We start from the raw sequence: 25,779 nt of genomic DNA, 5'->3' as shown, positions 1-25,779 counted from the left end.
GCGTGCGCCTGGAACGGAAAGCGACGGTTGTCAGGGGTTCCCCATTTATTCTCCAACCAGAAAGGGACTATCACAGAAAATCAGTTTTCACTGACTTTCTGGACAGCCTCTATTTAGTGTGAAGATATAAATCTTATCTTAAAAGCATAAAGTAAATGACAACAGCGATTTCAAAAATTCCTTATACCTCGCTCATTTGTAATGCCTCCAAAAAATAATTCTCGTTTTCGAGGTATTTGTCTTGATTTCAAGATAAATAATGTATATAGTAAGAGCATAACTTAAATCAGAAAGGAAGTTTTTATTATGTCTAAATGGTTAGTAGATGCAACACATACGAATGTAGGTTTCTCTGTAAAGCATATGATGGTTTCAAAAGTGAAAGGGAACTTCAATGTCTTTGAAGGAACTTTGGAAGGTAATCCTACAGATTTAACGGACGCTTCCATTGAATTTAAAATTGATGCAGCTTCCATCAATACAAACAACACGGATCGTGATAACCACCTTCGCTCTGGAGATTTCTTCGATACGGAAAAATATCCTGCAATCACATTTGTTTCAACTCAAATTGTGAAAAAAGGCGACGATGAGTACGATATCATCGGAGATATTACAATTAAAGATGTTACGAAAAAAATTACTTTCTCTGCTGAATACGAAGGAACAGGCAAAAACCCTTGGGGTGTCGACGTTGCAGGCTTCGAAGTTGAAGGAAAAATTTCAAGAAAAGAATTTGGTCTTACATGGAACCAAGCATTAGAAACAGGTGGAGTTTTAGTCGGAGACGACATTAAAATCACAATCGTTCTTCAAGTAAACCCTGCAAATTAATAAGCAAACAGGCGTCAAAGAACATTGAGTTCTATGGCGCCTGTCTTTTATTTATTTGCTATTAATTTCGTGATGAGTCGTTCAATCCATTACCTTTCGAATGCTTCGCCTGTCACAGCATCATCCGGCAATACTAAAATGCCTTTCTCTTGAGGAGCATCCGGCAAATCCAATTCTTTTGCAGAGCAAATCATGCCTGATGATGGAACCCCTCTTAGTTCCGCATCACGGATGATCATTCCTGATGGCATTACGGCGCCAACTTTTGCCACAACTACTTTTTGTCCGGCTTCAATATTTGGTGCGCCGCAAACGATTTGTAGCGTTTCGCTGCCGACGTCCACTTTACAAACACTTAATTTATCAGCATTTGGATGTTTCTCTTTTTCAAGCACATATCCGATAACAAATTTAGGAGTCAAATCTACGTCCAGCTCGATATTCACGTCATTCTTTTTCAACGCTGTGGAAATTTTCTTCACAATTTCTTCAGTTAATTTCACTTGCCCGGCTTCCTGAAGATCAAGATAAGAAGAGGCATTAAACAAGTTAAAACCGACAATCTCCCCTTCACCATCTTTTAAAATCGTTACGTCTTTCGATGACTCTGCTACAACCTCATGCGGCTTATCAGTAGTTAGTTGTGCCATAAGAACGTTTCCGACTCCATTTTGATTGTAAAATAAATTCATTTCTTTTTGTCTTCCTTTCTTGCGATCCGATTTTTCGCTAAGATGAAAATCGGCTCTAATTTCCCATTTTCATATCTGAAAGAGAGTGATGTTACCGGTACTCTGCCGTTTGTGAAAAATTGCATCGTCATTTGAGCAAGCACGTCATACCCTGTATCATTTCGAATATCACCTATGATCAATACATCTTGATGGGGCACCGAAACAGTCATATGGCCTTCAATCTTCTTTTCCATTTCTTTCAAGAAGGATACGTTCAATATCCTGCTCGCATCGTACCCGTCATTGTTATTGACAAAATAAAAAATGTTGTCAGCCACTACGTCTTTTTTAAATTGTGTCGGTAAAGACCTTACTTTGAACATTGCAGATTCCTTCATTTCCGATTCGCTCATCCCGATCGATTCGACCATTCCTTCATCAATTAGACGATAAGTCGTACCAAGGTCCAATGCAAAATAAATTCTTGTTTCAGCAGTATGATCTTTAACGATAAACTTTTTGCCTTCCTTTGACGACAGAGGGAAAGATGTTGACCGAATAACAGGATAAATAGCCCCTTCTCTTCGAAAGCCTTCTGTCATTTCTTTTTCCATTGCGTTAAATGTTTCTTGGATTGTATAAACAACTTCATCGATTGCAGATTCTTTCACATTTTCATATTTAGACAGAATTTCCGGTAAGGAAATATCCATCCCCTTTTTCAGAATCGAATGCTCCAGTCTGATTTTATCCGTTTTCCTGTCGAAGTGCCATTGTAATTGTTCAGACGGCAGGCGTTTCTTCAGTATTTCAACAAGATCAGATGATTTCATTTACCTCTTCCTTCCTTTTCAAAAATAAACGGCCGCTCGCTGCAATGAATAGCACCGGGTGACCGCCTCAATCATTAGGCTTCCTGTTCAATGGAACGTACAGTTTCCATCATCCAAGCCATATACTTTGCGATATTTTTTTTCTTTGTAATTGTTGTCATTTTGACGCCGCCGACACTGGCAATCAGCTCAGCTTTATCGCCATCCTTCTTGACAACTGCCGCAAAACCGAAAACGCCTTCATTTGAAAAAACCTTTTCCGAAACAATCTTATCGCTTGATTTATCCTTTAACAGATCGTAAAAAAGACGGCTTTCTTTTCCCTCATTTGGGTTGATGAACAAAATGAAAGTATCACTGCCTTTATTTAAGACGATATTTTGAGCATCCGCCTCCTCTTCTACTGTAAATCCTGCAGGTTTATATAGCTGGACACCCTCGACTTCAATATTTGTTTGCTTATCATTCAATTCAAATGCAGATTTTGCTTGGTCGATGCCGGCTGCCGCTTCTTCTTTCAATGATTTACCGCATCCTGTTAAAACAGCTGCAGAAAGAATTATAAGAAGTAAGAATTTCCAATAGCGGAACATTCGATTTCCTCCAATCAAGCATCATTTCCTTCAACGAACACAGCTTCGCTGTAATTTAGTAACCGAGTTATTTCAAAGCAATCTTGCTAAAGCTATTATGGCGTATTACGATGCATCATTGCGCCTCACACTCAATCCTTTACATCGGAATGACACCTATTCCAATAGGATATGTAGTCGCCGCTGGAAAACGAGGCTGTACTATTTTGCTTGCTTCTATTATTCAACTGGTGCTTGTACCTGTCAAATACTAGTGAACCATAATTCCACAACCCATTTTAAAGATATTATCCGTTTCGTGCAAATGTTGAGATTCATTGATTATAAAAATGGACCTTCAATTGACCGATTAACAACTGCATAATATGTTCGAACATCAAATCCCTCGTAACGACATTTGAAGTAAACATGCCAATAGCACCTTCATGCTGCCTTATTCCGCTCTTTTGAAAATATTCATCTACAATGATCCCTAATTCACGTCCCTTTCTCAACTCAACTGCGATTTCTTCCGGCAAAGGAATTTGAGCGCCAGCAGCGGTGATGATTGTACCGTCAGGCAAAGAAAGCGCTCCCCAATTACATACATACGTTTGGTTTTCAATCGTTCTGACGCCGCCTTCCAAACCAATGCCAATCCAGCCATCCATTTTTTCTGCCGCATGCTTAGCTCGATTTATAGCTCCCAATCTCGTCTCTTCATCGCCAAACGGCTGATCACGAACATTTGATGGCACTTTTTCAGCTTTCCATTCATTACCCGGGAAATGATTGTCAATTACTTTTAAAGTTGCTTTCACTTTTGCCTGATTTGTCGTTCCAATTATAAATTTCATATGTAAGGTTCCTTTCATATCATAAAAACCATCCGCTCATCCCTATTATTGGGTGAAAGGATGGTTTTTATCGATTTTTTCTACAGGCTTTTTATAGCGTTCGAAGTTGGATAGACTGCCTTACTATCTTATACGTTTTGTTTAATCGTTTCGACAGTCGTTTTATCACATGCTTTCACTAGTTTCACGAGCAATTCCTTCGCCGCAGCATAATCATCTGTATGAATGATTGAAGCGGATGTATGAATATATCGTGAACAAATTCCGATCACCGCACTTGGCACGCCTTCGTTCGAAGTATGGACACGCCCAGCATCAGTACCCCCTGGTGAAATGAAATATTGGTAAGGAATTTGATTGCTCTCTGCTGTATCTAAAATAAATTCGCGCATTCCGCGGTGAGTGACCATCGTTCGGTCAAAGATCCGCAGCAACGTACCTTTTCCTAATTGGCCGAATTCGTTTTTATCGCCTGAAGCATCGTTTGCAGGGCTCGCATCCAAAGCGAAAAACAGATCGGGCTGAATCATATTCGCTGCTGCTTGTGCACCTCTTAAGCCAACTTCTTCCATAACATTTGCGCCTGAAAATAAATGATTAGGCAACTGCTCACCATGGAGCTCTTTTAACAATTCGATTGAAAGCCCGCAGCCATAACGGTTATCCCAAGCCTTTGCCATAATCTTTTTATCATTCATAAGAGGAGTGAATGGACAAACCGGCACGATTTGCTGTCCAGGACGGATGCCGATTTTCTTCGCATCCTCTTTATCATCTGCTCCGATGTCAATTAGCATATTTTTAATATCCATCGGTTTGTTACGTACATCATCGCTTAAAAGATGTGGAGGTATAGAACCGATTACACCGATCACCGGCCCTTCATCCGTCATAATTTGCACTCGTTGCGCCAAAAGAACTTGGTTCCACCAACCGCCAAGTGGCTGGAAGCGAATCATGCCATTGTCTGTAATCGCTGTAACCATGAAACCTACTTCATCCATATGGCCTGCAACCATAATGCGTGGTCCATCTTCAGGCCCTTTTCGCACACCGAAAATACCGCCTAAGTTATCTTGGATAATTTCATCTGAATACTTTTCTAATTCGCCTCGCATATAATCACGTACAAAATGCTCATTGCCGGGAGCACCAGGCAATTCCGTCAATGTTTTGAACATTCTTAGAGTATCTTTTTGCATACTGTTCCCCCAATTTCATTATGAACTATCTCTATTGTAGATTATTATGCAAAAACTATCCATCCTGAATATTTAGCAAACCGAAGTTTTTTTAACTCGAATGTTTTTCAGGAACCATTACCCAACGATATAAAATATGGTACACTTGGGTGAGACTGATTGAGGGGGTTCGATTCCATGAAACTTAAAGATTTTCTTGCAGGCGCATTAACAGGTATTGCTGCTGCCATTATCGTCAACCAAGCAATTGAAAAAGTGAACCCGAATACTCCGGCCGAGGATGTGCTGAAGGCTGTCAAAGAAGCTTTCAAAAAAGAGGGGCCGATTGACGGCTCTTGGATCGTAATGAAACCGGAACCATTCACAAACAATGTTCTTTCAATGGAAGTATATCGCGGAGGCATCTCACGCATTAAAAACGGCGAATTGGAACAGTATGAATTTGCAGCAAACGCAGAGACTGGCACAGTTGTCGAATTAATTAAAAAGTAAATCAATGTGGTGCCGTACTGCCGCTTAAAAAGTCTGTTATTCACCAATTCAATCAAAATGAAAAAGCCCCCGTTTACAGGTGCATTGAAGTGCACTCCAGAAGTTAGAGTCAAAAACTAACTTCTGGAGTGTTTTATTATGGCCAAATATAGTGATTCTTTTAGAACGATGGTTGCGCAGGAGTATTTGGATGGCTCGATTGGGTAATATCTAAAAGTAGAATAATGATAGATTGAAATTACTACTATACCTAACACTAAGGAAGATACTTCATCTTTTTATCTTTATTCCAATTCCTTTCCATTACCTTTTATATAGTCTATACTAATTGCACTCCATCGTTGCCAATCACTCGTCCAGCTCTATTGAATAGCTGTCATTTGCTTATAGCTGAGCAATTGACTGATTCTGTAATTTCTTTTCCACTTTCATCCCACTGAACGAGACGGTACACAGCATCATGATAGAAGATGAAGCGGTAACGGTTAGGCAGCGCCTCTTTCATTAATCGCTCCTTCGCGAAGATGGACGTCATCGGATAATCATCATACGCCAATACCCATAGCGGATTACTATGTGCATGTGTTGGCATTATATCGCCCATATGCAAAATCGTTTCTCCGTTTTGCGTTAATTTAATGACGCTATGTCCATCACTATGCCCGCCGGTGTGAATCATTTCAATTCCCGGCAAGATCGTCTGCTGCCCTTCAAATGTTTCAACCTGCTCTATAATCGGCTCCCAATTCTCTTTCCAATACGTATTTTTCGACCGAATATTCGGGTTGCGCATCTCATCCCATTCAATTTGAGAAACATAGATTTTCGCATTTGGAAATACTGATACAAGTTCTCCATCTCGCCATTCAGTTAAACCGGCAGCGTGGTCATTATGCAGGTGAGTCATTAAAATCATATCAATATCTGTTACTTGTAAACCGATTTCAGAGAGGCTTTCTGCCACTTTCGTTTCAGACCTTACGCCTAAATTGCGCTTCTGTTTATCGGTAAGCTTCCCTTTGCCGATTCCTGAGTCAATTAAAATATGCTTTCCTTCATAAGATAAAAGAATCGGATCTGTTCGCAGCTCAATCAAGTTCTGATCGTCAACTTCATAGCGGCGCGACCATAATGCTTTCGGCACAACACCAAACATCGTCCCACCGTCGAGGAAATTGACACCCCCGTCAAGCCATGTAAGTTTCATTTTGTGAAATGTATATGTATCCAATTCAATCTCCCCTTTCGTTTATAACAGTCCTCTTCGCATTCCCTTATTTAAAAGCCGCTTCCATCCGATAAATCGGTTGCCCTTTCGCTGAAAACTTCTCTTCGTATTCCGTCATAATATTGTCTTCAGGCATTTGTGCATGCAAGTCTAAAGAGATGTCATGAAACACCATGCCATAAGCCGACATTGAAACAATCGAGTACTCAAATAGTTTGCGATTATCCGTTTTAAAGTGAATTTCCCCTCGTTCCCCTAAAATTGATTCATAACGCTTCAAAAAGGATTCGTGCGTTAATCTTCTTTTTGCATGTCGTGATTTTGGCCACGGATCAGAGAAGTTCAAGTACACTCGATCGACTTCCCCTTTTTTAAACAACTCTTTCAAATGTGCACCATTGCCACGCAGCAAGCGTAAATTTGAAGGCTTGTCCGCTTCAATCGCTTTTTCAAGCGCGGAAACAATGACATTGTCAAAATGCTCAATACCGATATAATTAATATTTGGATTGGCTAATGCCATGCCGATGATGAACTGCCCTTTTCCAGTTCCCACTTCTATATGGATCGGGTTTTCATTGCCAAATACCGAATGCCAATCTTGTTGAATGCCTTCCTCTTCTTGTATTAAAACATCTGGATGGGCTTCCATGAACTCTTTCGCCCACGGCTTATTGCGAAGACGCATTTTTCTTACACTCATTTCTATTCTATAATATCGTTATTTTCTTGCTCAGGAGCGAAATAGATGCTCGATGCTGTCGTTTGTCCGTTGTCTAAAATCGCTTGTGCCGCTTTGAACTGATTATGTTTCATCGGAACAGAAACCTTACGCAAATTTGCAAACCATTCATCATACGAACGTCGATCAACGATTTTCGTATCGTATGGCACACCTGGATAATCAATATACCCATTTCTTGATAGGATCACTTTCCGAATCGGAAACTCTATATCATTCGCTGAAAATATTCCCGAAATGATTTTTTCCATTCGTTGTAAACCGATCATCGGGTTCAATACTTTTGACTCACGATCACCGTGCTTTTTTATCCAAAACCGATCGCTATTTCCAATAAAGGCAGCCACTTCCTCTTTTTCAAGGACAGTGACGCAAATGCATTCCAAAGGGGTCATTATAAGTATATCAAGTTCCACAGGCGCTTTTTTCAACTTCAATATCGGATAATAAAATAATAAATAGCTATCTGGCAATAACTGAGTAAAGCTTCGAAGCAATGAATCCCTCATAAATTGCTCATCTAATTTTGAATGTTCCATAAGCGTGGAACTTGCCCATTTCAATTGAAAATGGAATAACTGATCTACATAAAGCTTTCTGAGCTGCTCCACATTTTTAGGATTGTAAATGATGTTTGGATTAAAGCCGAAAGAATCCGCTTCCCGCTCTTCTTGCTGCTCCGATGCATGTTCTTCCTGGTCCGTAGCAGAGTCCTTTTTGCTTCCGAAAACACGCAAGATAGGACTAAACCATCTGCTTTCTTCCCTTTGTGCTTCCTCTTCACCTGATTCCCTTTGCCACTCCGATAAATCCATCCCGTTTTCCCATTGCAGTTTCATACGATCCCATTGGGAACTTTTCAAACGTACAAACTGAGTCGGATAACGGGAAAGATCATTCTCGTATCTTGACACATAATCCAACAATTTCACAAGTTGTGCCAATTTCATCCACTCCAATCAATCACGCCTTGACGTAATCGTATTCGGATTTTCCGGGTCCGAAAAGTTCTTTCAAAAATCCGTGACATCCGCCAGCGGCTTCACTTGAATCAGCAGGAGTTTGAACTCCCACTGATTCGAAAGCGCTCCTTATTTACCGTGCACTTACAGACGTATAGAATGTCTGCTAAGTCCAATTTAACTGTTGTACATTATTGTTTTTCAAAAACGGGCATTTGACGTGAAAACGCCTCTTGCAATTTCTTTGTTATTTCGCCAGGCTGGCCCGAACCGATTTGGTTGCCATCAATTAAAATAACCGGCGTCACTTCTGCAGTTGTCGATGTCATGAAAAACTCATCCATTTTCAAAGCATCCTCAGGAGTGAATGCGGTTTCCTTCACTTGAATGCCAATCTCACTGCATAATTTTAGAATGACTTGACGTGTAATGCCATTCAATATTAAATTCGTCGCTGGATGCGTATAAACAACTCCGTCTTTTACGCCAAACATATTCGACGAAGATCCTTCCATGACGAAGCCATCCCTTACGAAAATCGCTTCTGCACATCCATCCTCGAAAGCTTCTTGCTTCGCTAACACGTTCGCCAATAAATTCAAGCTCTTTATATCACAGCGAAGCCATCGGACGTCTTCAACAAACTTAGCAGACACCCCTTCCGCCATATTTTTAAGTGGTCTCTCATTCGGTATTGCATAAGCTGTCACAACAGGCAGCACGGATGGATCTGGGAATTGATGGATACGCAATGAAGCACCTCTCGTCACTTGCAAGTAAATATGGCCTGTGTCGATTTTATTGCGTTCTACTAGCTCTTTTGCTATTTCAATCAATTGCTGCTGTGAATACGGAATCGTCATTTTTATTTTTGCAGCGCTTTGAAGCAGCCGTTCAAAATGTTCTTCGGCTGTATACAACTCACCATTATACACTTTCACAACTTCATACACACCGTCACCAAAATAATAGCCCCGGTCATCAACAGAAATATTCAGTTGATCTTTATCCGTAAACTTCCCGTCAATAAAATAAATCGTCATTCTTTTTCCCCTTCCCCTTGATCGCATGCAAGGCGGCTAATCGTTTCCGCATAGATCGCTGTCGCCTGTAATAGATCTTCTATATATACATATTCATCCGCTTGGTGAGCGACATCTTCCCGTCCTGGGAATAGCATGCCGAACGCCACGCCTTTATCCAAAGAACGGGCGTACGTGCCGCCACCGATCGCAAGCAAAGTAGCCTCTTCACCAGTATAAGAGGTGTAGACATCTTGCAATGTCTTCACAAATGGATCATTCGCATCAACGTGATGAGGAGTTGAATTGGACGCGACAGTCATATCGAATGGCAAGTCCGTCATTCGACGCTCGCAAGTTGCTATTTTTTCTTCATATGGATACGTGACGGAATAGCGCATGCTCACTTTTATTTGTCCACCTGTTTCTTCATCGTACGAGATAACGCCGGCATTCAAGGTCGTATCACCTGAAACTTCATCATTATAGGCAAGTCCTAAGTAATGTCCACGTGATTCATTGCCAAACGCATCAAGTATGAATTGTGTAAAATCCTTGGAATCTCCTTCTTCAAAAACCTTATTCAGGAAGGAAGCCAACAAAACACCAGCGTTTACGCCATTGTCCGGTTCCATTGCATGAGCTGCTTTTCCCTCAACCCGTATAACTGCCTCGCCGTCTTTTTCAACGATTGTTGCCGCCATGTCATGAATGTTCATAAAGCTTTCAAATCGATCGAGCACATCCGGTATATTGAGGCGAACTTGAGCCTGAGCCAAGTCCGGCACCATATTCGTCCTGTCCCCAGCCTTAAAATATTGAAGCTGTCCATCTTTGTTTTTCATTTTCTGTGTGAAGATTAACGAAGCAATCCCCTTTTCGGCATTAATGATCGGGAAATCCGCATCTGGCACGAAGCCGACCGTCGGCATTTCCTCTTTTTGAAAATAGCGTTCCACGCAGCGGAAACCGCTTTCTTCGTCTGTCCCAATGATGAGGCGAACTCTTTTATTTAACGGAAGACCGGAATCTTTCACCATTTTCATCGCATGCCAAGCAGCAATTGTCGGCCCTTTATCATCAATCGAGCCGCGGCCGAAAAGTTTACCATCCTTCACAGTGCCATCAAAAGGGCCATATGTCCAGTTGCCGCCAGCCGGAACAACATCAACATGGCAAAGAACTCCTATCAACTCTTCTCCTTCGCCCATTTCAATATGCCCAGCTACATTGTCTACATTCTTCACTGTAAATCCTGCTTTTTCACCCTCATTCAATAGCCATTCTAAAGCCCTTTTCGGTTCTGGACCGAACGGAGCTTCTTCAGTAGAAAGGCTTTCATCCAGTACAGACGGAATTGAAATGAGCTCCTTCAAATCATTTAAAATGCATTCCTGCTTTTGCAAAGTTTCATTTTTCCAATTCACCAATCTTCAGCACCTTCTTTCTTATCCTATATTTTCACATGTTACGTGCAATAAATAAAGAACTAAACTTCCTTTAATGTATTCAAATGATAACCTCTCCGTCTAAAATATCAGAATGAAGACTGCGCTCACAGTCTTCACAAAAATTTCATGTACTATTGACAAAAATGAGTTATAATTGTATTGTCAGAACATTTTATCTGACGACCGTAGCATTTTGCGGAAGGAGTGCCTGTCAAGGGGGAATTTCAACTTACAAAAGGTACATTCATTAGTCTCATGCCCATCGATTTTGGAAAATGATGATGAAGGAGTGGTTCCACAGTTGAATCCTAACACTGATCGTATGCTCACCCGTATCAAAGATGTCTATTTGTTCATCCTTGATCACGGCGAAGTAACTACGGAAAATGTGGTCGAAGAATTTGGTATCACAAACCGCACTGCACAAAGGGACTTGAACGTCCTCGAATATAATGAACTCATCATGAGTCCGTCGCGCGGTAAATGGAAGACAACGAAGAAGAAAGTTAAATTACCCTCTTGACCTAAAAGGGGCTATCGATCAAAGTGAGTTTCCGCCACTTTCTCGATAGCCCCTACTTCATTTTTGTAGCAATGCGATTTCTTCTTCTGTTAATTCACGATAGCTTCCTAACTTCAGTTGGTCGTCCAGTATAAGGGGCCCCATAGACATCCTTTTCAAATAGATGACACGTTTTCCAACAGCTTCAAACATCCGTTTCACTTGATGAAATTTTCCTTCCGTAATCGTCAATTCAATTTCTGAACGGAGCTCTTCCGATTTCAAAACTTTTAATTCACCCGGTTTGGTGAAATAGCCATCATCCAATGTAACGCCTTCTGCAAACTTGCGGATATCCTCTTCTCCCACTTTGCCTTCAATATGCGCATAATACATTTTCGGCACTTCTTTTTTCGGTGACAATAATTCATGCGCTAGCTTACCGTCATTCGTCAGCAATAAAAACCCTTCTGTGTCCTTATCTAACCTGCCGACAGGAAACGGCTGAAAATGCTTATACTCGGCATCTAACAGATCAATGACGGTACGATCACGCAAGTCTTCCGTAGCGGAAATGACTCCTTGCGGTTTATTCATCATCAAGTAAATGAATTCACGGTAGACGACTCGCTCCCCTAAAATCGTCACTTCGTCTGCCGTCGGCTCAACTTTGCATGCGGGATCTTTCACCGTCTCCCCGTTCACCCTGACAGCGCCTTTTTTCAAAAGCTGTTTCACTTCCTTGCGCGAACCGTACCCCATATTCGCCAACAACTTATCTAAACGCATAATTCACCCTCCAAAACCGAACTTCTGCAGTATTCTATTTAACCGATCTCCGAAAAGCTTTTGTGCCAATCCTGTTTTAAATGACAGAAATCCGTAAATAGCCGCACCGACTGCCGCACAAATGAGAATATAGAGCAACGCCTGCATTTTGCCTTCTACAGGACTGATTGCAAACAAGCCTTTCAATGTTAAATGTATAGCAATCCACATAATCAAGTTGAAAATCCCGATTAAAATCAGTCTTCTGAACACCATCTTCGATCGATAGTTCAATGTTTTTGTTATGACAAAAATATTAAGTCCTACTGCTATTCCATATCCGATTGCTGTCGCTATAATCGCTCCATCTGTCTCAAACGCTTTTATGAGCGGAATATTTAAGATCAATTTAAAAAGCAGTCCTAATAACGAAGTGAATACAATCCATTTATGTCGATCAATTCCTTGCAAAATCGCCGCTGTAACTGTAAACAGTCCAAACAAGATTGCAACGGGTGCATAACTCGCCAATACTTCCGATCCGACTGGATTTTTCTCATATAGGAAATAGTAAAACTCATTCGATAAAACAATTAGACCAATGACGATCGGCACTGTAAGAAAGAGCATAATTTGGAATGTTTGGTCAAGAGAACGAGTAATACCGTTTTGATCTCTTTTTGCGTAATACCCTGTAATGACTGGAATTAAAGCCATCGAAAATCCGGTAGCTACCATAACTGGAATCATAACAACTTTATGCGTTAAAAAATTCAACATTGACAAATATTCATCAGACACTTTAGCTAACCCAATTGAAGACATTGCATCATTGAAAGTAATCATATCAACAAATTGGTAAAGTGGATTAATTACACCGACAAGGACAAAAGGAATTGTATAGCCGATCACTTCCTTGTACATATCAACAAAACTAATATTGCTTGCCGGTGGACTTTGCTCATATAGATAGTCGAACTCCGGCTTATATTTTCTCCAATATCGATAAAGAATAACAAGTCCTGCAAGTGCTCCAATAAATGCGGCAAATACCGCAAATTTCACTGCTGTCCTTGGAGATAAGTCTAATACGTTGACCACAATAAACGCACCGATAAGCACAACAGCAATCCGTACAATTTGCTCGACTAATTGTGAAACAGATGTCGGTTCAAATTTTTGATGACCCTGCAAATAGCCCCTCACAATACTCATAAGTGGGACTGCTAAAAGAGCGTAACTAACCCACCGGATGACTGATGTAATTTCTTCAACCGTAAAGATTTGTTCATCATCCCTGCGGACGAGATGAGCTATCGGCTCCGCCATGAAAAACAGCACCAAAAAGGAAAGAATCCCTGTTGTCACCATTACGAGCATGCCGGATTTCATGAGTTTCCTGCCTGTGGCATAATCGCCCAATGCATTGTATTTCGATACAAACTTAGATATTGCAAGCGGTGCGCCAGAAATGGCAACCGCCAATGCTAAATTATAAGGAATATACGCATACTGATATAACCCTACATTATCTTTGCCGACAATAGCATAAAACGGAATAACATATAAAAGGCCTAACGCTTTTGACAAAAATAGACCAATCGTCAAAATTGCAGTGCCTTTCACTAAATTTGATGACATAGTTGATCCTTCCAATCTGTTATACGAATCAATTACACCCCAGCGTAATCGTGTCCACCATTTATACAAGACTTTAGTGACCATCCAGCCTTAGTCTTGGACATGAACCTTCACAATCACTATCTACTTAAAGAAAAAAACCTCTTAAAAATCAGAGAGGCATTCGCAATAAGTTTAACTTAGATTAGTGAAATTGACTGAATACTACTAATCCAGTTCCTCACCTATTGTAACAGGATTCGCCTAAGCCAGTTAAACAAAGCTACTTACCAGTTTACCTCCCGATGGCACTTTTCACAATGGTTATCGCACGATCATGTATAATAGAGAAAAACTGAAAGTGTGGTTCCTATAATGTATGACGTCATAATCATAGGCGGGGGTCCCTCGGGTCTCATGGCCTCCATCGCAGCAGCAGAAAATGGAAGCAAAGTGCTGCTTTTGGATAAAGGAAAAAAATTAGGCAACAAATTGTCGATTTCGGGCGGTGGAAGATGCAACGTAACAAACCGTTTACCCCAAGAGGAAATTGTTAAAAACATTCCTGGCAACGGGCGGTTTTTATACGGCCCATTCTCTGTCTTCAATAACGAAGATATCATTTCATTTTTCGAGGGACTTGGCGTTCCTTTAAAAGAAGAAGACCACGGGCGGATGTTCCCTGTTTCCAATAAAGCAAAAGACGTTGTCGATGCACTTCTGAATGAAATGGAAAGGCTGCACGTTGAAGTGAGACTGCAAACAAAAGTAAAGAAACTGCTCATGGATGACGAAAAGATTTTCGGTGTCCGTTTAGAGGGCGGGGAAGAAATCCGGTCTCATGCAGTCGTTGTTGCTGTAGGCGGAAAAGCAGTTCCGCAAACAGGCAGCACCGGTGATGGCTATCCTTGGGCGGAAAAAGCCGGGCATACAGTGACGACGCTCTATCCGACAGAAGTGCCTTTACTCTCCAATGAACCCTTCATCCAGTCGAAGGAATTGCAAGGCCTCGCACTTCGGGACGTTGCCGTCTCCGTATTAAATGCGAAAGGAAAAGTTCTTATTACCCATCAAATGGATATGCTGTTTACCCATTTCGGATTGAGTGGCCCCGCAATTTTGCGCTGCAGCCAATTCGTCGTCAAAGAACAAATGAAAAATGGCAAACAACCTGTAACAATGCGCATTGATGCCGTCCCTTCCAAAAATGAAGAAGGCGTTTTTCAGTTGCTTCTCTCTTTATTGAAAGACGATCCGAAAAAAGCCGTGAAAAACAGTTTAAAAGGGGTTGCACCTGAGCGCTGGCTTGCATTTTTATTGGACAAGTCGGCAATCGAAGGTAGCGACGTAGGAGCTGGTATACCACACGATAAAATCCGCAAGCTCGCTGGGCTGCTAAAAGGATTTACGATGGAAGTAACAGGCACGCAGCCGATTGAAAAAGCTTTCGTTACAGGCGGCGGCGTTTCCACGAAAGAAATTGAGCCTAAGACGATGGCCTCCCGTAAAAAGAACGGACTTTATTTTTGCGGCGAAATTCTGGACATTCACGGCTATACCGGCGGATACAATATTACTTCCGCACTCGTAACGGGTAGAATCGCCGGAATGAGCGCTGGTGGGTATGCGAAGGAGAATGAATAAAGTCCGCGAACAAGCATCACTTTTTTATAATCAAGTTCGGACAACAGCTTGATGGGACAGCCATCCGCTCAATCAGGCTCGCCCATCGGCCAGTTGGGGAACACTAACCGTTTTTATTTGAACTCCTCCACTCGAATAAAACAATTAAAACCGGTGAAGAACAAATTAATCGTTCTTCACCGGTTCTATTGTTTAGAAAATAATCCTTATCCGACTGCGACAATATTGACAAGTCTACCTGGAATCGCAATCACTTTCTTCAACTCTTTACCGTCAATCCATTGTTTCACTTGCTCATCTTTTAGGGCTGTTTTTTCAAGTTCCTCTTTGGAAATATCCTTCGCAACATTTATCTTCGCGCGGACTTTGCCGTTAATTTGAACAGCTACTTCAACTGTGTCCTCTTCCATTTTCGATTCATCATACGTCGGCCAAGAAACGTAAGCGATCGATTCTTCGTGGCCCAATTTCTCCCATAGCTCTTCTGACAAATGTGGCGTAATTGGTGAAAGCATAATGATGAACCCTTCGACAAACTCTTTTGGAATCGAATCTACTTTGTAACATTCGTTAATAAATACCATCATTTGGGAAATGGCAGTATTATAGCGCATGCCTTCAAAGTCCTCAGTCACTTTTTTCACCGTCTGATGATATGTTCTTTCAAGAGCACCATCCGGCTTACCGCCAATTTTCGAGCTAAGTGTTCCGTCTTCATTTACAAATAGTCTCCAAATCCGGTCAAGGAAACGTCTTGCTCCATCCAAACCATTCGTTGACCACTCTTTAGAAGCATCAAGCGGCCCCATGAACATTTCATATAGACGAAGTGTATCAGCACCGTGAGAATGAACAATATCGTCTGGGTTTATGACGTTACCCAATGACTTCGACATTTTTACATGGCCTTCACCTAAGATCATCCCTTGGTTAAATAGCTTTTGGAATGGCTCTTTCGTTTGAACAACACCGATATCATAGAGCACTTTATGCCAGAAACGCGCATAGAGCAAGTGAAGTACAGCATGCTCAGCACCACCAACGTAAATATCAACTGGAAGCCAACGTTCAGCAAGCTTCGGATCGATCAACATTTCATCATTATCCGGATCGATATACCGCAAGTAATACCAGCAACTGCCAGCCCATTGCGGCATCGTATTCGTTTCACGACGGCCTTTCATGCCTGTTTTCGGATCTGTAACATTTACCCATTCAGAAATGTTTGCAAGTGGTGATTCGCCAGTGCCGCTCGGTTTAATATTGTCCGTTTTCGGAAGCATTAGCGGCAATTCAGACTCATCCACAGTCGTCATCGTGCCGTCTTCCCAATGAATAATCGGAATCGGTTCTCCCCAATAACGCTGTCTGGAGAATAGCCAGTCACGCAGGCGATACGTAATTTTCTTCTCGCCTTTCCCTTGTTCTTCAAAGAATGCGATCGCCTTTTCAATCGCCTCTTCTTTGCCAAGTCCGTTAAGGAAATCGGAATTGATATGTTCCCCATCACCTGTATAGGCTTCTTTAGAAATATCGCCTCCTGCCACGACTTCAACAATTGGTAAATCGAATGTCTTCGCAAATTCATAATCTCGTTCATCATGTGCAGGAACTGCCATAATTGCGCCTGTTCCGTAGCTTGATAGAACATAGTCCGCAATCCAAATCGGCATTTTTTCGCCGCTTGCTGGGTTTACAGCATACGCACCGGTAAACACGCCTGTTTTCTCTTTCGCAAGATCTGTACGCTCTAAATCGCTTTTTACTTTCACTTTTTCAAGATATGCATCGACCGCTTCCCTTTGTTCAGCTGTCGTAATTTTTTCAACTAATTTATGCTCTGGAGCCAAAACAGCGTATGTCGCTCCAAAAATCGTATCCGGACGAGTTGTGAACGCTTCAAACGAAAGGTCCGTGCCATCGATATCGAACGTCAGTTGTGCACCTTCAGAACGTCCAATCCAGTTGCGCTGCATATCTTTCAAGCTATCAGGCCAATCAAGCTCATCCAAATCTTCAAGAAGGCGATCTGCATATTCTGTTATCCGCAATACCCACTGACGCATTGGACGGCGCTCGACTGGATGGCCGCCGCGCTCTGATTTTCCGTCAATTACTTCTTCATTGGCAAGGACTGTACCAAGCGTTGGGCACCAGTTGACAGGTACTTCATCGATGTATGCCAACCCTTTTTTATACAGCTGGATGAAAATCCATTGTGTCCATTTGTAATATTTCGGATCAGTCGTATTGATTTCCCTGTCCCAATCATAAGAGAAACCAAGATCATTCATTTGGCGTTTGAACGTCGCAATATTTTTAGCCGTAAATTCCGCAGGATCATTTCCTGTATCAATCGCATATTGCTCAGCCGGCAATCCAAATGCGTCCCAACCCATCGGATGCAAAACATTGTAGCCTTGTTTCCGTTTAAATGAACTTAAAATATCCGTCGCAATATAGCCTAATGGGTGGCCGACATGCAATCCAGCCCCGGAAGGATAAGGGAACATATCAAGCGCGTAAAACTTCGGTTTCGACTCATCATCGACCATTTTATAAGTTTTATTATCCTTCCAATATTGCTGCCACTTCTTCTCGATTTTTACATGCTCATAACTCATCGCTGTTTCATTCCTTCCATTGTGAATTAAATAGCATCGTATATGAAAAAACTCTCGTCCCTAAAAAGGGACGAGAGTTTTCTCCCGCGGTGCCACCCAAATTGACGACCATTGCCGCCCAACTTGTTTCCTTAACGCGGAAAACGGCACCGGCTACTGTTCTGTTCACCGATACGGGCTCCAAGGCGAGTTCATCGTCGTCGTACAGGCTTGCACCAACCGCCCGCTCTCTGAAATCGTCCGATCCGACTACTGCTCCTTTTCAACGCCTGCGCTATTTAATACATTTTATTGTAGTTTACCCGAATCTGTTCCAAAATACAACTATACATTCGGAATTATTTACATATAGCATTTGCAATAGCCATTCGGTTAGAAGGCACCTCATCTCCATGATGCATCAATCAGTCTATATGCTAATGAAATCACATAATGCTTTTCAACTCAATTTATGCATAAATGCCGCGTTCACGCACACTAACGGCACACTATATTTATTAATCCTCACATATACACATTACGCCACACATACTTATACATTAATATTCAAACGCCTACATCTCCTCACCACACGCATAACACCTCTAATTTAGCACATAAAAGCGACATCCCCCTGCCTGCACTGATCTTGGTTCCATCGCCCGTCACCTACGCCTTTACATCCTTCACGATAAGCTCAGCTTCCGTTGAATCAATAATGTCTTGTACAGTAAATCCTTCAAAGACTTCCTTCAACTCCAAACCGTCAGGCGTCACTTCGATTAAAGCACGTTCTGTAATAATTTTATTCACTACCCGTTTGCCGGTTAGCGGCAATGTACATTCCTTTTTTATTTTCGGCGATCCATCTTTCGCCACATGATCCATAATGACGATGATCTTTTTAGCACCGTGGACAAGATCCATTGCGCCGCCCATACCTTTAATCATCTTCCCTGGAATCATCCAGTTTGCTAAATCCCCTTTTTCCGAAACTTCCATCGCACCCAATATTGCGACATCTACATGACCGCCGCGGATCATTGCAAAAGATTCCGCACTGCTGAAAAATGAAGAGCCCGCTATTGTTGTAACCGTTTCCTTCCCGGCATTAATCAAATCCGGGTCGACCTCATCCTCCTCCGGATATGGGCCGATGCCCAACAGACCATTTTCGGACTGCAAGACAACTGTCTTATTGTCTGATATATAATTCGCTACAAGCGTTGGCATTCCAATCCCCAAATTGACGTAATCCCCATCTGCAATTTCCTTCTCTGCACGCTTCGCGATCCGTTCTCTGAAATTAATTGCCGTCATCGTGACCATTCCCCTTCCTTATCGAGTCGTTAACCGTTCAATCCGTTTTTCCTGTGCCGCTTGCAACAATCCTTGCACATAAATGCTCGGCGTGTGGATTGTCGCCGGATCCAAATCACCCGTTTCCACAATTTCTTCCACTTCAGCAATCGTGAACTTGCCTGCCGCAGCCATCATCGGATTGAAATTTTGAGCCGTTTTGTTGTAGATTAAATTCCCCATCATATCCGCTTTAGAAGCTCTCACTAAAGCAAAATCCGCTGTCAAAGCTTCTTCCAAAACATATTCTTTACCGTTAAAATTGCGCGTTTCCTTGCCTTCAGCAACGACTGTTCCAACTCCTGCCGGTGTGTAAAACGCCGGTATGCCAGCACCTCCGGCTCGTATTTTTTCCGCTAGCGTCCCTTGCGGCGTTAACTCAACCTCTATTTCTCCCGACAATACTTGCCGTTCAAATTCTTTATTTTCTCCTACATAGGACCCAATCATTTTTTTGATTTGCTTCTCTTTCAATAAAAGGCCTAGCCCCCACTCATCGACCCCGCAATTATTTGAGATGACCGTCAAATCCTTTACCCCTTTTTCGACGAGAGCCAAAATGAGCTGTTCCGGTATCCCGACGAGTCCAAATCCTCCAACCATTAATGTGGCTCCATCCTCAATTTGTGAAATCGCTTCCATAGCTGATGAATAAATCGGTTTCACTTTGCATCCCCCTTTGCATTTCTATGATAGTAGCAATCGCTCCTATATTCCATTTAAACAGACTATTTTGTATGACGCAATTAACATCTATGAAAATATTGATCCTACGTACAACGGCGTTCTATTCACCAATAAAGAAAAACCGGAATTCCGCTTAAGGAATTTCCGGTTTCTGTTCAGATGATTTTAGAGGACGGTCGTACAATAAAGTTGTCACGATTGAAATGCTCATAAGGCTTGTCAGCAATAGGAGCATTGCTTTCATGCCATAGATCTCTACTAAAACGCCGCCTGCAAATGGCCCGATCATCCGACCAATTGTCGCTGCCGAATTCACAACACCTTGGTAAAATCCATCTCGTCCTTTCGGAGCCAATTGACTTGCTAATGTTGGAATGGCAGGCCATACAATCATCTCACCGAACGTAAGAATAATCATTGAAATGATGAACATTTTAAAAGACCCCGCAAAGCTAACAACAATGAAAGAGACGATGAATATAGCTGTTCCTAAGATCATTTGAGCTTTCAGCTGCTTTTCCAAACGTTTAATGATCGGTTTAATAATTGGCTGTCCGATGACGATTAACAGCCCGTTAATTGTCCAAATAAAGCTATATTCTTTCAAAGTGACGCCTAATGAAAGAGCATGCGTTGAAATCGTCGTCGACCATTGAGAATAGACGAGCCAAGTTAACAAATATCCAGATGTTAGAATAAGCAAAGCAATAAACGGCGCTTTCTGTTTAATCTTTGCAGTTTCCCGAATAATATCTGTATGGCGGTCTGGAGCAATTTCCAATTTTTTATAGCCAAAAAATGCAATGAAGAAAAAGATCAAATAAAAAAGAAAATTTGCTGAAAAAATATAATCAATATGAACAGATGCAATGAACCCAGCAAGTGCCGGCCCGATTGCTACACCGACATTTTGAGCTAAATATATCGAATTGAATGCCTTCCTTCCGCCTTCTGGCCAAATGGTTCCTACCATTGCATACATGCTCGGAAAGATAACACCACCACTAAATCCTAAGACCGTCAAGAAAATAATATAAGGATACCAGCTATGATCATATATAAGGTACAATAATGCCAAAAGGGACAAAGTTATCCCACCGATAATCGACTTGAAGCCGCCGATTCTGTCAAATAAAAAACCGCCAAGCAGGTTACCAACAACTCCCGCCCCGGCGTTTGCCATTAAAACAAGCCCTGCCACCGATAAAGACTTGCCTAAGTATTCATGCATATATATCGTATTCAAAGGCCATAAAAAAGAGTTGCCAATGACATTGACAAACATGCCGATTACAAGCAGCCGAACATTTTTAGGCATACTGCCATCCTCCGTTCTAAAAATAAATATACTATCAAATGGAAGTTTCTAAACAGCAGCAATTCCCTTTAGCTTCAACATGATGATCAATCGAATCTATCACGCCTCTTGTAACTGCTACCTCCCCCATTATTTTGTAATTCAATAACCGTATTTGAAGCGGGCACCTTCCGCTTTGCAATACATAGCAATTCTATTTTGAGTGTATGCTTTTTTCCACAATACGACAAGACGATCGAAATAAGTTCCGCAATTCAGATGACAAGAAAGCTGTGGAACATGTACAATCCTTTGTTAGAGGAGTTGAACAATGTGGATGTAAATAAATACCCGTTTCCTACTGAAGGGAAACGATATCATACATGGTCACGCCATTTAAAAGACCATTTCGGCTTTAAAGTGTTCAAGGTGGCATTAGATGCCGGTTTTGATTGCCCGAATCGGGATGGCACAGTAGCGTATGGCGGCTGTACATTTTGCAGTGCTGCTGGCTCAGGAGATTTTGCTGGGAATCGCGTAGATCCAATAGAAGTTCAATTTGCAAATATCCGTGACCGAATGCACCAAAAATGGAAAGACGGCAAATATATGGCGTATTTCCAAGCATATACGAACACGCATGCTCCGCTTCCTATTTTAAAAGAGAAATTTGAAACTGCCCTTTCGCAGGAAGGAGTAGTCGGCTTGTCCATCGCGACAAGACCCGACTGTTTGCCAGATGACGTCGTAGAATATTTGGCTGAATTACATGAAAGAACCTATCTATGGGTGGAACTAGGCTTGCAAACTGTGCATGAAAAAACAGCCAATCTCATTAACCGTGCTCATGATTATGCAACCTATGTAGAAGGTGTGGAAAAACTTCGCAAACATCATATTCGAGTTTGCACCCATATTATTAACGGTCTTCCACTCGAGAACTACGATATGATGATGGAAACTGCTAAAGAAGTTGCAAAGCTTGACGTCCAAGGAATCAAAATACATCTCCTGCATTTATTGAAAGGCACGCCAATGGTGAAACAATATGAAAAGGGTTTATTGTCATTCTTAGAGATGGACGACTATATTAAATTAGTCGTTGATCAGCTGGAAATCCTTCCGCCAGAAATGATTGTCCACAGAATTACTGGCGATGGACCGATCGACCTGATGATTGGTCCAATGTGGAGTGTTGCAAAATGGGATGTATTGAATGGCATCGACAAGGAGTTACAACGCAGAAATAGTTTTCAAGGGAAATTTTATGAGAAAGTGGTAGAAAACGCATGAGCCATATCCATTTACATCGAGTGCTGCCTTATTCGAAAAGATTAATGAATGCGGTCGTTTTACCAGGCGAAACTGTTATTGACGCAACAGCAGGTAACGGAAATGACACTTATTTTTTAGCGGAATTAGTCGGAGAAAAAGGAAAAGTTTTTGCGTTTGATATACAAGAGTCTGCACTTGCCGCGACTGCTGAACGATTAGGCCCGTTAAACGACCGCGTTTCTTATCATTTGGACAGCCATGCGAACGTAGATCGTTATGTAGAACGACCGATTGGCGGTGCCATGTTCAATCTTGGCTATTTGCCTTATAGCGAAGACAAAACGATCATTACAAAGCCTGATTCTACAATTGAAGCAGTCCATAAAATATTGGGCCTTCTGAAAAAAGGCGGGATCATTACAATTTCTGTCTATGATGGTCATGAAGGTGGCAAAGAAGAAAGTGACGCACTCATTGAATACGTGCAATCTCTTCACCAAGCAGATGTACATGTTATACGTTACGAATTAATGAATTTGCGGAACAACCCACCATTTTTGATCGCAATCGAAAAACTGAGAGATTTTGAGGAGGTTACACGAATAGAACGAACTGAATCAGAAACGGACTCCACTTAATGAGTCCGTTCAGCTTGTTGACAAACGCTCGCATACTGCGTTGCTCGTCTCGCTCGTCCCCTCATGAACCTAAGTTCTATTCGGGTCTTCGCTCGACTTCGCGCCTTGTCTGACAAGCGTTTTCAAGTCAAGCTGGGCAAACACCTATCTCATGACTACAAACCTTAAAAGGACTGTAGACAAAGTAAAAAGATACTTTGTCTACAGTCTGAACGGACTCCACTTAATGAGTCCGTTTTTCTCTTCTTACACATTCCGTATATCAGCGATCGGCCCTAACTCTTTAAAATCTTCCCTTTCCAAAAATGAGATCAATTTGCTGGCCGTTTCTTCAGCGCTGCTCAATTGCCCTTTTTCCTTATAATCAATGAAACGATCTAATAGGGGGAACGATTGTGCATCGCTTGACCGAATCGTCTCTTGCATATTCGTATCAATAATTCCTGGTGCAATTGAAACGATTTCGACAGGGTGTTTGGCGCTTTCCTGTTCTTTGGCAACAACACGTGAGAAGTGGTCGAGACCGGCTTTTGTCGTGCAATAAACGCCCCATCCTTCATAAGCATTTCGTCCAGCCCCTGAGGAAATGTTCATTATCCGCTTCTTTCCTTTAAATGAAGTCAATGCCCCAATGAAAGCATTCGATAAAATCATAGGGGCTGTCAAATTGACTGCCATTGCATTTGTAATTTCCTCCGGATTGACACTTCCAACAAGCCCGATCGGATCAACCATTCCGGCATTGTTCACTAAAGTGAATGAAGATGCTTTCCCACCATACATTTCAATGATTTGGTCTATAATACTTGGAAGTTCATCTGTTTTTAAAAGATCTGCCGTTATAAAGCTTTTCTCCCCACTCTGATTCGTCCTAGCAATCCCAATTGTTTTCTTCCCTTTTCCTTTTAGCTGCTTCATCATTTCAAAGCCAATTCCTTTTGAAGCACCTGTAATAATAACAATATCCATCGTGGTCATTTCCCTTCCGTAAATACCTTGTACATCGCTGACTGTTTCTCTCCATTAAACGTTTTTTGTACTTTTTCTTTAAAGTTTTCTGGATCAATCAATGTCTTAAATTCATCATTAAAATAGTCTTCAACAACGTCTCTCCGCACTCGGAAAGTTTCATCATTAAAGCGCATTTCTAGCTCTTCCAAGTTGTGAATCAACAAAAAGGCTGCCGTAGAATTATAAATAACGGCCTGCTGTGTTTTCTCTTGTAGTTCATGAGCTGATGCATCGTAATGAACAATGAGCAATAAATGGTCCGGATCCATTTCAATCGACTGTTTGTATTCATTCAAAGGCAATGATTGAAATAGTTGGGATGTATTTGACGCGTTCCCCATGTAGTCATTTTCATATTGCAATACTTTTTCGAAGTTGTGTGTTAAAGGATCCTGTTGCATTTTTTCTTCCCCAATTTCCGATTTCGCGGGAATTTCAAAATACGCTATCCAAATATAAAGCGGGATAGCCAAAATGACGATGATACCGATCATTAGCCTTCTTTTATCCATCCAATCCCCCCATTTCTCCTCTCCCACTATACTACCATGCTTCCGTTTTCAGGTCAGTTACGATTCACAAAATAAAGACCAATCTGCTATCCATTTGCAAATTGGTCTTGGATCATTCTATTCAAGTATTTTGATTTTCACTTTTTTTCTTCCCCATTGGTAAGCTTCACTTTTAGTCGGGAAGAACACATCGATCTTATTTCCTTTAATGGAGCTTCCAATATCGCCTGCAATCGCATAGCCATAACCTTCTACATGCACTTTCGTCCCTAAAGGGATGACATCTGGGTCGACCGCAATCACTTTACTATCCGGGTTCCTTTTTAAATTGATGCCTGTCGCAGTTATGCCAGAACATCCATTGCAATTTGCAGTAAAGGCACTTGCCGATACGGTAAACTCCTTCACTACCTTATCTTCATTCGATCTCGACGGTGTTTTTGCAATAGCATTGGATGAACTTGCTGTAGCCGTTTTCGGATTGGCAACTGTCAATTTTTGGTTAGGATGAATGACAGATGTGGATAAGTTGTTCCATTTTTTGAGATCCGGAACAGTCACATTATGCTTCTTCGCAATTTGAAAAAGAGAGTCGCCTTTTTTGACCGTATAAATTGAAGAAGCTGCAAAACTTTCTGTCGTTCCGCCAATCAATAATATTACTGAAAATAGAAGCGTCACAATATATTTTCCCAAGTTTTCTACTCCTTACTTTGTAGTCTAACAATAGACTACCAATCCATTATTACAGCGATGTTACAGTATGTCGTTATTCGTATTACAAAAATTCTTACAATGTTACATAACTGAGGACATTTTGAAATAAACTACACATTTGTCGGGTAGTATAATGAAACCTTTCTATTCATCTGTTTATTATTGTGGTTCTAAATCAAATGTTGGGGTGATGTGATTTGCACGTCACCCTTTTACTTAGGTACCGCTGAGTAATGTTGATTTGCGCTACAGGGCGGACGCTTTCCGCCGGCATGGC

25 protein-coding genes and 1 other annotated feature are annotated in these 25,779 nt (G+C 41.6%); of the genes, 6 read left to right on the top strand and 19 right to left on the bottom strand.

Annotated elements, in window-relative coordinates:
• Positions 1-306 precede the first annotated feature (306 nt).
• Complete coding sequence (locus WFH04_RS15570; RefSeq protein WP_336824974.1) at positions 307-834, top strand: YceI family protein; 528 nt, start codon at positions 307-309, stop codon at positions 832-834.
• Positions 835-923: 89 nt separating this feature from the next.
• Here the strand turns inward: WFH04_RS15570 and ytpR are convergent, their stop codons facing one another.
• From ytpR to WFH04_RS15545, 5 genes are all read right to left on the bottom strand, one after another.
• Complete coding sequence (ytpR, locus tag WFH04_RS15565; RefSeq protein ID WP_336824973.1) at positions 924-1,526, bottom strand: YtpR family tRNA-binding protein; 603 nt, start codon at positions 1,524-1,526, stop codon at positions 924-926.
• Positions 1,523-2,341, bottom strand: coding sequence for a DUF1444 domain-containing protein (locus tag WFH04_RS15560; protein ID WP_336824972.1), 819 nt, complete (start codon positions 2,339-2,341; stop codon positions 1,523-1,525). Before WFH04_RS15560 ends, ytpR begins: the two co-directional genes overlap by 4 nt.
• Positions 2,342-2,415: 74 nt before the next feature.
• Entirely contained in the window at positions 2,416-2,934 is a 519-nt protein-coding gene (locus WFH04_RS15555) for a hypothetical protein (RefSeq protein WP_336824971.1), read from the bottom strand.
• A 314-nt stretch (positions 2,935-3,248) separates the two neighbouring features.
• On the bottom strand, positions 3,249-3,770 hold the full coding sequence (locus WFH04_RS15550; RefSeq protein WP_336824970.1) for a DUF84 family protein: 522 nt from the start codon (positions 3,768-3,770) through the stop codon (positions 3,249-3,251).
• A 128-nt stretch (positions 3,771-3,898) separates the two neighbouring features.
• The gene (locus WFH04_RS15545; RefSeq protein WP_336824969.1) at positions 3,899-4,972 is read right to left on the bottom strand and encodes a M42 family metallopeptidase; all 1,074 of its coding nucleotides are present in this window, start codon (positions 4,970-4,972) and stop codon (positions 3,899-3,901) included.
• Positions 4,973-5,149: 177 nt separating this feature from the next.
• Here WFH04_RS15545 and WFH04_RS15540 point away from each other — a divergent pair, with 177 nt between their 5' ends.
• Positions 5,150-5,464, top strand: coding sequence for a PepSY domain-containing protein (locus WFH04_RS15540; protein ID WP_336824968.1), 315 nt, complete (start codon positions 5,150-5,152; stop codon positions 5,462-5,464).
• A 376-nt stretch (positions 5,465-5,840) separates the two neighbouring features.
• Here the strand turns inward: WFH04_RS15540 and WFH04_RS15535 are convergent, their stop codons facing one another.
• The 5 genes from WFH04_RS15535 to pepV all read right to left on the bottom strand — a co-directional run bounded on the left by WFH04_RS15535 (position 5,841) and on the right by pepV (position 10,845).
• Positions 5,841-6,695, bottom strand: coding sequence for a YtnP family quorum-quenching lactonase (locus tag WFH04_RS15535; protein ID WP_336824967.1), 855 nt, complete (start codon positions 6,693-6,695; stop codon positions 5,841-5,843).
• A gap of 43 nt (positions 6,696-6,738) precedes the next feature.
• Positions 6,739-7,380 (bottom strand): tRNA (guanosine(46)-N7)-methyltransferase TrmB, encoded by a 642-nt coding sequence (trmB, locus tag WFH04_RS15530; RefSeq protein ID WP_336824966.1) that lies wholly within the window; start codon positions 7,378-7,380, stop codon positions 6,739-6,741.
• A gap of 17 nt (positions 7,381-7,397) precedes the next feature.
• A complete protein-coding gene (locus WFH04_RS15525) occupies positions 7,398-8,384 on the bottom strand; it encodes an NERD domain-containing protein (protein ID WP_336824975.1) in 987 nt (328 codons plus the stop codon).
• A 203-nt stretch (positions 8,385-8,587) separates the two neighbouring features.
• Positions 8,588-9,439, bottom strand: a complete 852-nt coding sequence (dat, locus tag WFH04_RS15520) for a D-amino-acid transaminase (protein WP_336824965.1) — start codon at positions 9,437-9,439, stop codon at positions 8,588-8,590.
• Complete coding sequence (gene pepV / locus WFH04_RS15515) at positions 9,436-10,845, bottom strand: dipeptidase PepV (protein ID WP_408020196.1); 1,410 nt, start codon at positions 10,843-10,845, stop codon at positions 9,436-9,438. The genes dat and pepV overlap by 4 nt, the downstream gene beginning before the upstream one ends.
• 325 nt (positions 10,846-11,170) lie before the next feature.
• On the opposite strand from pepV, the gene WFH04_RS15510 reads away from it, so the two are divergent.
• Entirely contained in the window at positions 11,171-11,392 is a 222-nt protein-coding gene (locus WFH04_RS15510) for a DeoR family transcriptional regulator (RefSeq protein WP_336824963.1), read from the top strand.
• Between the two features lie 57 nt (positions 11,393-11,449).
• Here WFH04_RS15510 and WFH04_RS15505 read toward each other — a convergent pair whose 3' ends face one another.
• Positions 11,450-12,160 carry a pseudouridine synthase gene (locus WFH04_RS15505; protein WP_336824962.1) on the bottom strand — a complete coding sequence of 237 codons (711 nt, stop codon included), beginning with the start codon at positions 12,158-12,160 and terminating at the stop codon, positions 11,450-11,452.
• A 3-nt stretch (positions 12,161-12,163) separates the two neighbouring features.
• Positions 12,164-13,780 (bottom strand): putative polysaccharide biosynthesis protein, encoded by a 1,617-nt coding sequence (locus WFH04_RS15500; RefSeq protein WP_336824961.1) that lies wholly within the window; start codon positions 13,778-13,780, stop codon positions 12,164-12,166.
• Positions 13,781-14,134: 354 nt separating this feature from the next.
• Here WFH04_RS15500 and WFH04_RS15495 point away from each other — a divergent pair, with 354 nt between their 5' ends.
• Positions 14,135-15,403: a BaiN/RdsA family NAD(P)/FAD-dependent oxidoreductase gene (locus WFH04_RS15495; protein ID WP_336824960.1), complete on the top strand. Its 1,269-nt coding sequence runs from the start codon at positions 14,135-14,137 to the stop codon at positions 15,401-15,403.
• A gap of 206 nt (positions 15,404-15,609) precedes the next feature.
• On the opposite strand, the gene leuS is transcribed toward WFH04_RS15495, so the two are convergent.
• The 4 genes from leuS to WFH04_RS15475 all read right to left on the bottom strand — a co-directional run bounded on the left by leuS (position 15,610) and on the right by WFH04_RS15475 (position 21,370).
• Positions 15,610-18,027 (bottom strand): leucine--tRNA ligase, encoded by a 2,418-nt coding sequence (leuS, locus tag WFH04_RS15490; protein ID WP_336824959.1) that lies wholly within the window; start codon positions 18,025-18,027, stop codon positions 15,610-15,612.
• Between the two features lie 63 nt (positions 18,028-18,090).
• Positions 18,091-18,302 (bottom strand) — a binding site (T-box leader).
• 373 nt (positions 18,303-18,675) lie between these two features.
• Positions 18,676-19,326: a 3-oxoacid CoA-transferase subunit B gene (locus tag WFH04_RS15485; RefSeq protein WP_336824958.1), complete on the bottom strand. Its 651-nt coding sequence runs from the start codon at positions 19,324-19,326 to the stop codon at positions 18,676-18,678.
• 18 nt (positions 19,327-19,344) lie between these two features.
• Positions 19,345-20,031, bottom strand: coding sequence for a CoA transferase subunit A (locus WFH04_RS15480; RefSeq protein WP_336824957.1), 687 nt, complete (start codon positions 20,029-20,031; stop codon positions 19,345-19,347).
• Positions 20,032-20,185: 154 nt separating this feature from the next.
• Positions 20,186-21,370 carry an MDR family MFS transporter gene (locus tag WFH04_RS15475; protein ID WP_336824956.1) on the bottom strand — a complete coding sequence of 395 codons (1,185 nt, stop codon included), beginning with the start codon at positions 21,368-21,370 and terminating at the stop codon, positions 20,186-20,188.
• A gap of 312 nt (positions 21,371-21,682) precedes the next feature.
• Here WFH04_RS15475 and mnmL point away from each other — a divergent pair, with 312 nt between their 5' ends.
• Together mnmL and mnmM are read left to right on the top strand one after the other, a co-directional pair.
• Positions 21,683-22,642, top strand: a complete 960-nt coding sequence (gene mnmL, locus WFH04_RS15470) for a tRNA modification radical SAM protein MnmL/YtqA (protein ID WP_381482826.1) — start codon at positions 21,683-21,685, stop codon at positions 22,640-22,642.
• Positions 22,639-23,262, top strand: a complete 624-nt coding sequence (mnmM, locus tag WFH04_RS15465) for a tRNA 5-(aminomethyl)-2-thiouridylate-methyltransferase MnmM (RefSeq protein WP_336824954.1) — start codon at positions 22,639-22,641, stop codon at positions 23,260-23,262. The genes mnmL and mnmM overlap by 4 nt, the downstream gene beginning before the upstream one ends.
• A gap of 246 nt (positions 23,263-23,508) precedes the next feature.
• On the opposite strand, the gene WFH04_RS15460 is transcribed toward mnmM, so the two are convergent.
• From WFH04_RS15460 to WFH04_RS15450, 3 genes are all read right to left on the bottom strand, one after another.
• Positions 23,509-24,231, bottom strand: a complete 723-nt coding sequence (locus WFH04_RS15460; RefSeq protein ID WP_336824953.1) for an SDR family NAD(P)-dependent oxidoreductase — start codon at positions 24,229-24,231, stop codon at positions 23,509-23,511.
• Positions 24,232-24,236: 5 nt separating this feature from the next.
• Positions 24,237-24,785 (bottom strand): DUF4825 domain-containing protein, encoded by a 549-nt coding sequence (locus tag WFH04_RS15455; protein WP_336824952.1) that lies wholly within the window; start codon positions 24,783-24,785, stop codon positions 24,237-24,239.
• A gap of 117 nt (positions 24,786-24,902) precedes the next feature.
• Entirely contained in the window at positions 24,903-25,481 is a 579-nt protein-coding gene (locus WFH04_RS15450; protein ID WP_336824951.1) for a 3D domain-containing protein, read from the bottom strand.
• Positions 25,482-25,779 lie beyond the last annotated feature (298 nt).

It is taken from the genome of Sporosarcina sp. USHLN248 (assembly GCF_037144575.1).
In the GTDB taxonomy this organism is placed as follows: Bacteria; Bacillota; Bacilli; order Bacillales_A; family Planococcaceae; genus Sporosarcina; species Sporosarcina contaminans.
This window is presented reverse-complemented; position numbering and strand designations above follow the sequence as displayed.

Coding starts and splice junctions, on each gene's coding strand:
- WFH04_RS15570 (WP_336824974.1), top strand. CDS start 307: ATGTCTAAATGGTTAGTAGATGCAACACATACGAATGTAGGTTTCTCT.
- ytpR (WP_336824973.1), bottom strand. CDS start 1,526: ATGAATTTATTTTACAATCAAAATGGAGTCGGAAACGTTCTTATGGCA.
- WFH04_RS15560 (WP_336824972.1), bottom strand. CDS start 2,341: ATGAAATCATCTGATCTTGTTGAAATACTGAAGAAACGCCTGCCGTCT.
- WFH04_RS15555 (WP_336824971.1), bottom strand. CDS start 2,934: ATGTTCCGCTATTGGAAATTCTTACTTCTTATAATTCTTTCTGCAGCT.
- WFH04_RS15550 (WP_336824970.1), bottom strand. CDS start 3,770: ATGAAATTTATAATTGGAACGACAAATCAGGCAAAAGTGAAAGCAACT.
- WFH04_RS15545 (WP_336824969.1), bottom strand. CDS start 4,972: ATGCAAAAAGATACTCTAAGAATGTTCAAAACATTGACGGAATTGCCT.
- WFH04_RS15540 (WP_336824968.1), top strand. CDS start 5,150: ATGAAACTTAAAGATTTTCTTGCAGGCGCATTAACAGGTATTGCTGCT.
- trmB (WP_336824966.1), bottom strand. CDS start 7,380: ATGCGTCTTCGCAATAAGCCGTGGGCGAAAGAGTTCATGGAAGCCCAT.
- WFH04_RS15525 (WP_336824975.1), bottom strand. CDS start 8,384: ATGAAATTGGCACAACTTGTGAAATTGTTGGATTATGTGTCAAGATAC.
- dat (WP_336824965.1), bottom strand. CDS start 9,439: ATGACGATTTATTTTATTGACGGGAAGTTTACGGATAAAGATCAACTG.
- WFH04_RS15505 (WP_336824962.1), bottom strand. CDS start 12,160: ATGCGTTTAGATAAGTTGTTGGCGAATATGGGGTACGGTTCGCGCAAG.
- WFH04_RS15500 (WP_336824961.1), bottom strand. CDS start 13,780: ATGTCATCAAATTTAGTGAAAGGCACTGCAATTTTGACGATTGGTCTA.
- WFH04_RS15495 (WP_336824960.1), top strand. CDS start 14,135: ATGTATGACGTCATAATCATAGGCGGGGGTCCCTCGGGTCTCATGGCC.
- leuS (WP_336824959.1), bottom strand. CDS start 18,027: ATGAGTTATGAGCATGTAAAAATCGAGAAGAAGTGGCAGCAATATTGG.
- WFH04_RS15485 (WP_336824958.1), bottom strand. CDS start 19,326: ATGACGGCAATTAATTTCAGAGAACGGATCGCGAAGCGTGCAGAGAAG.
- WFH04_RS15475 (WP_336824956.1), bottom strand. CDS start 21,370: ATGCCTAAAAATGTTCGGCTGCTTGTAATCGGCATGTTTGTCAATGTC.
- mnmM (WP_336824954.1), top strand. CDS start 22,639: ATGAGCCATATCCATTTACATCGAGTGCTGCCTTATTCGAAAAGATTA.
- WFH04_RS15460 (WP_336824953.1), bottom strand. CDS start 24,231: ATGGATATTGTTATTATTACAGGTGCTTCAAAAGGAATTGGCTTTGAA.
- WFH04_RS15455 (WP_336824952.1), bottom strand. CDS start 24,785: ATGGATAAAAGAAGGCTAATGATCGGTATCATCGTCATTTTGGCTATC.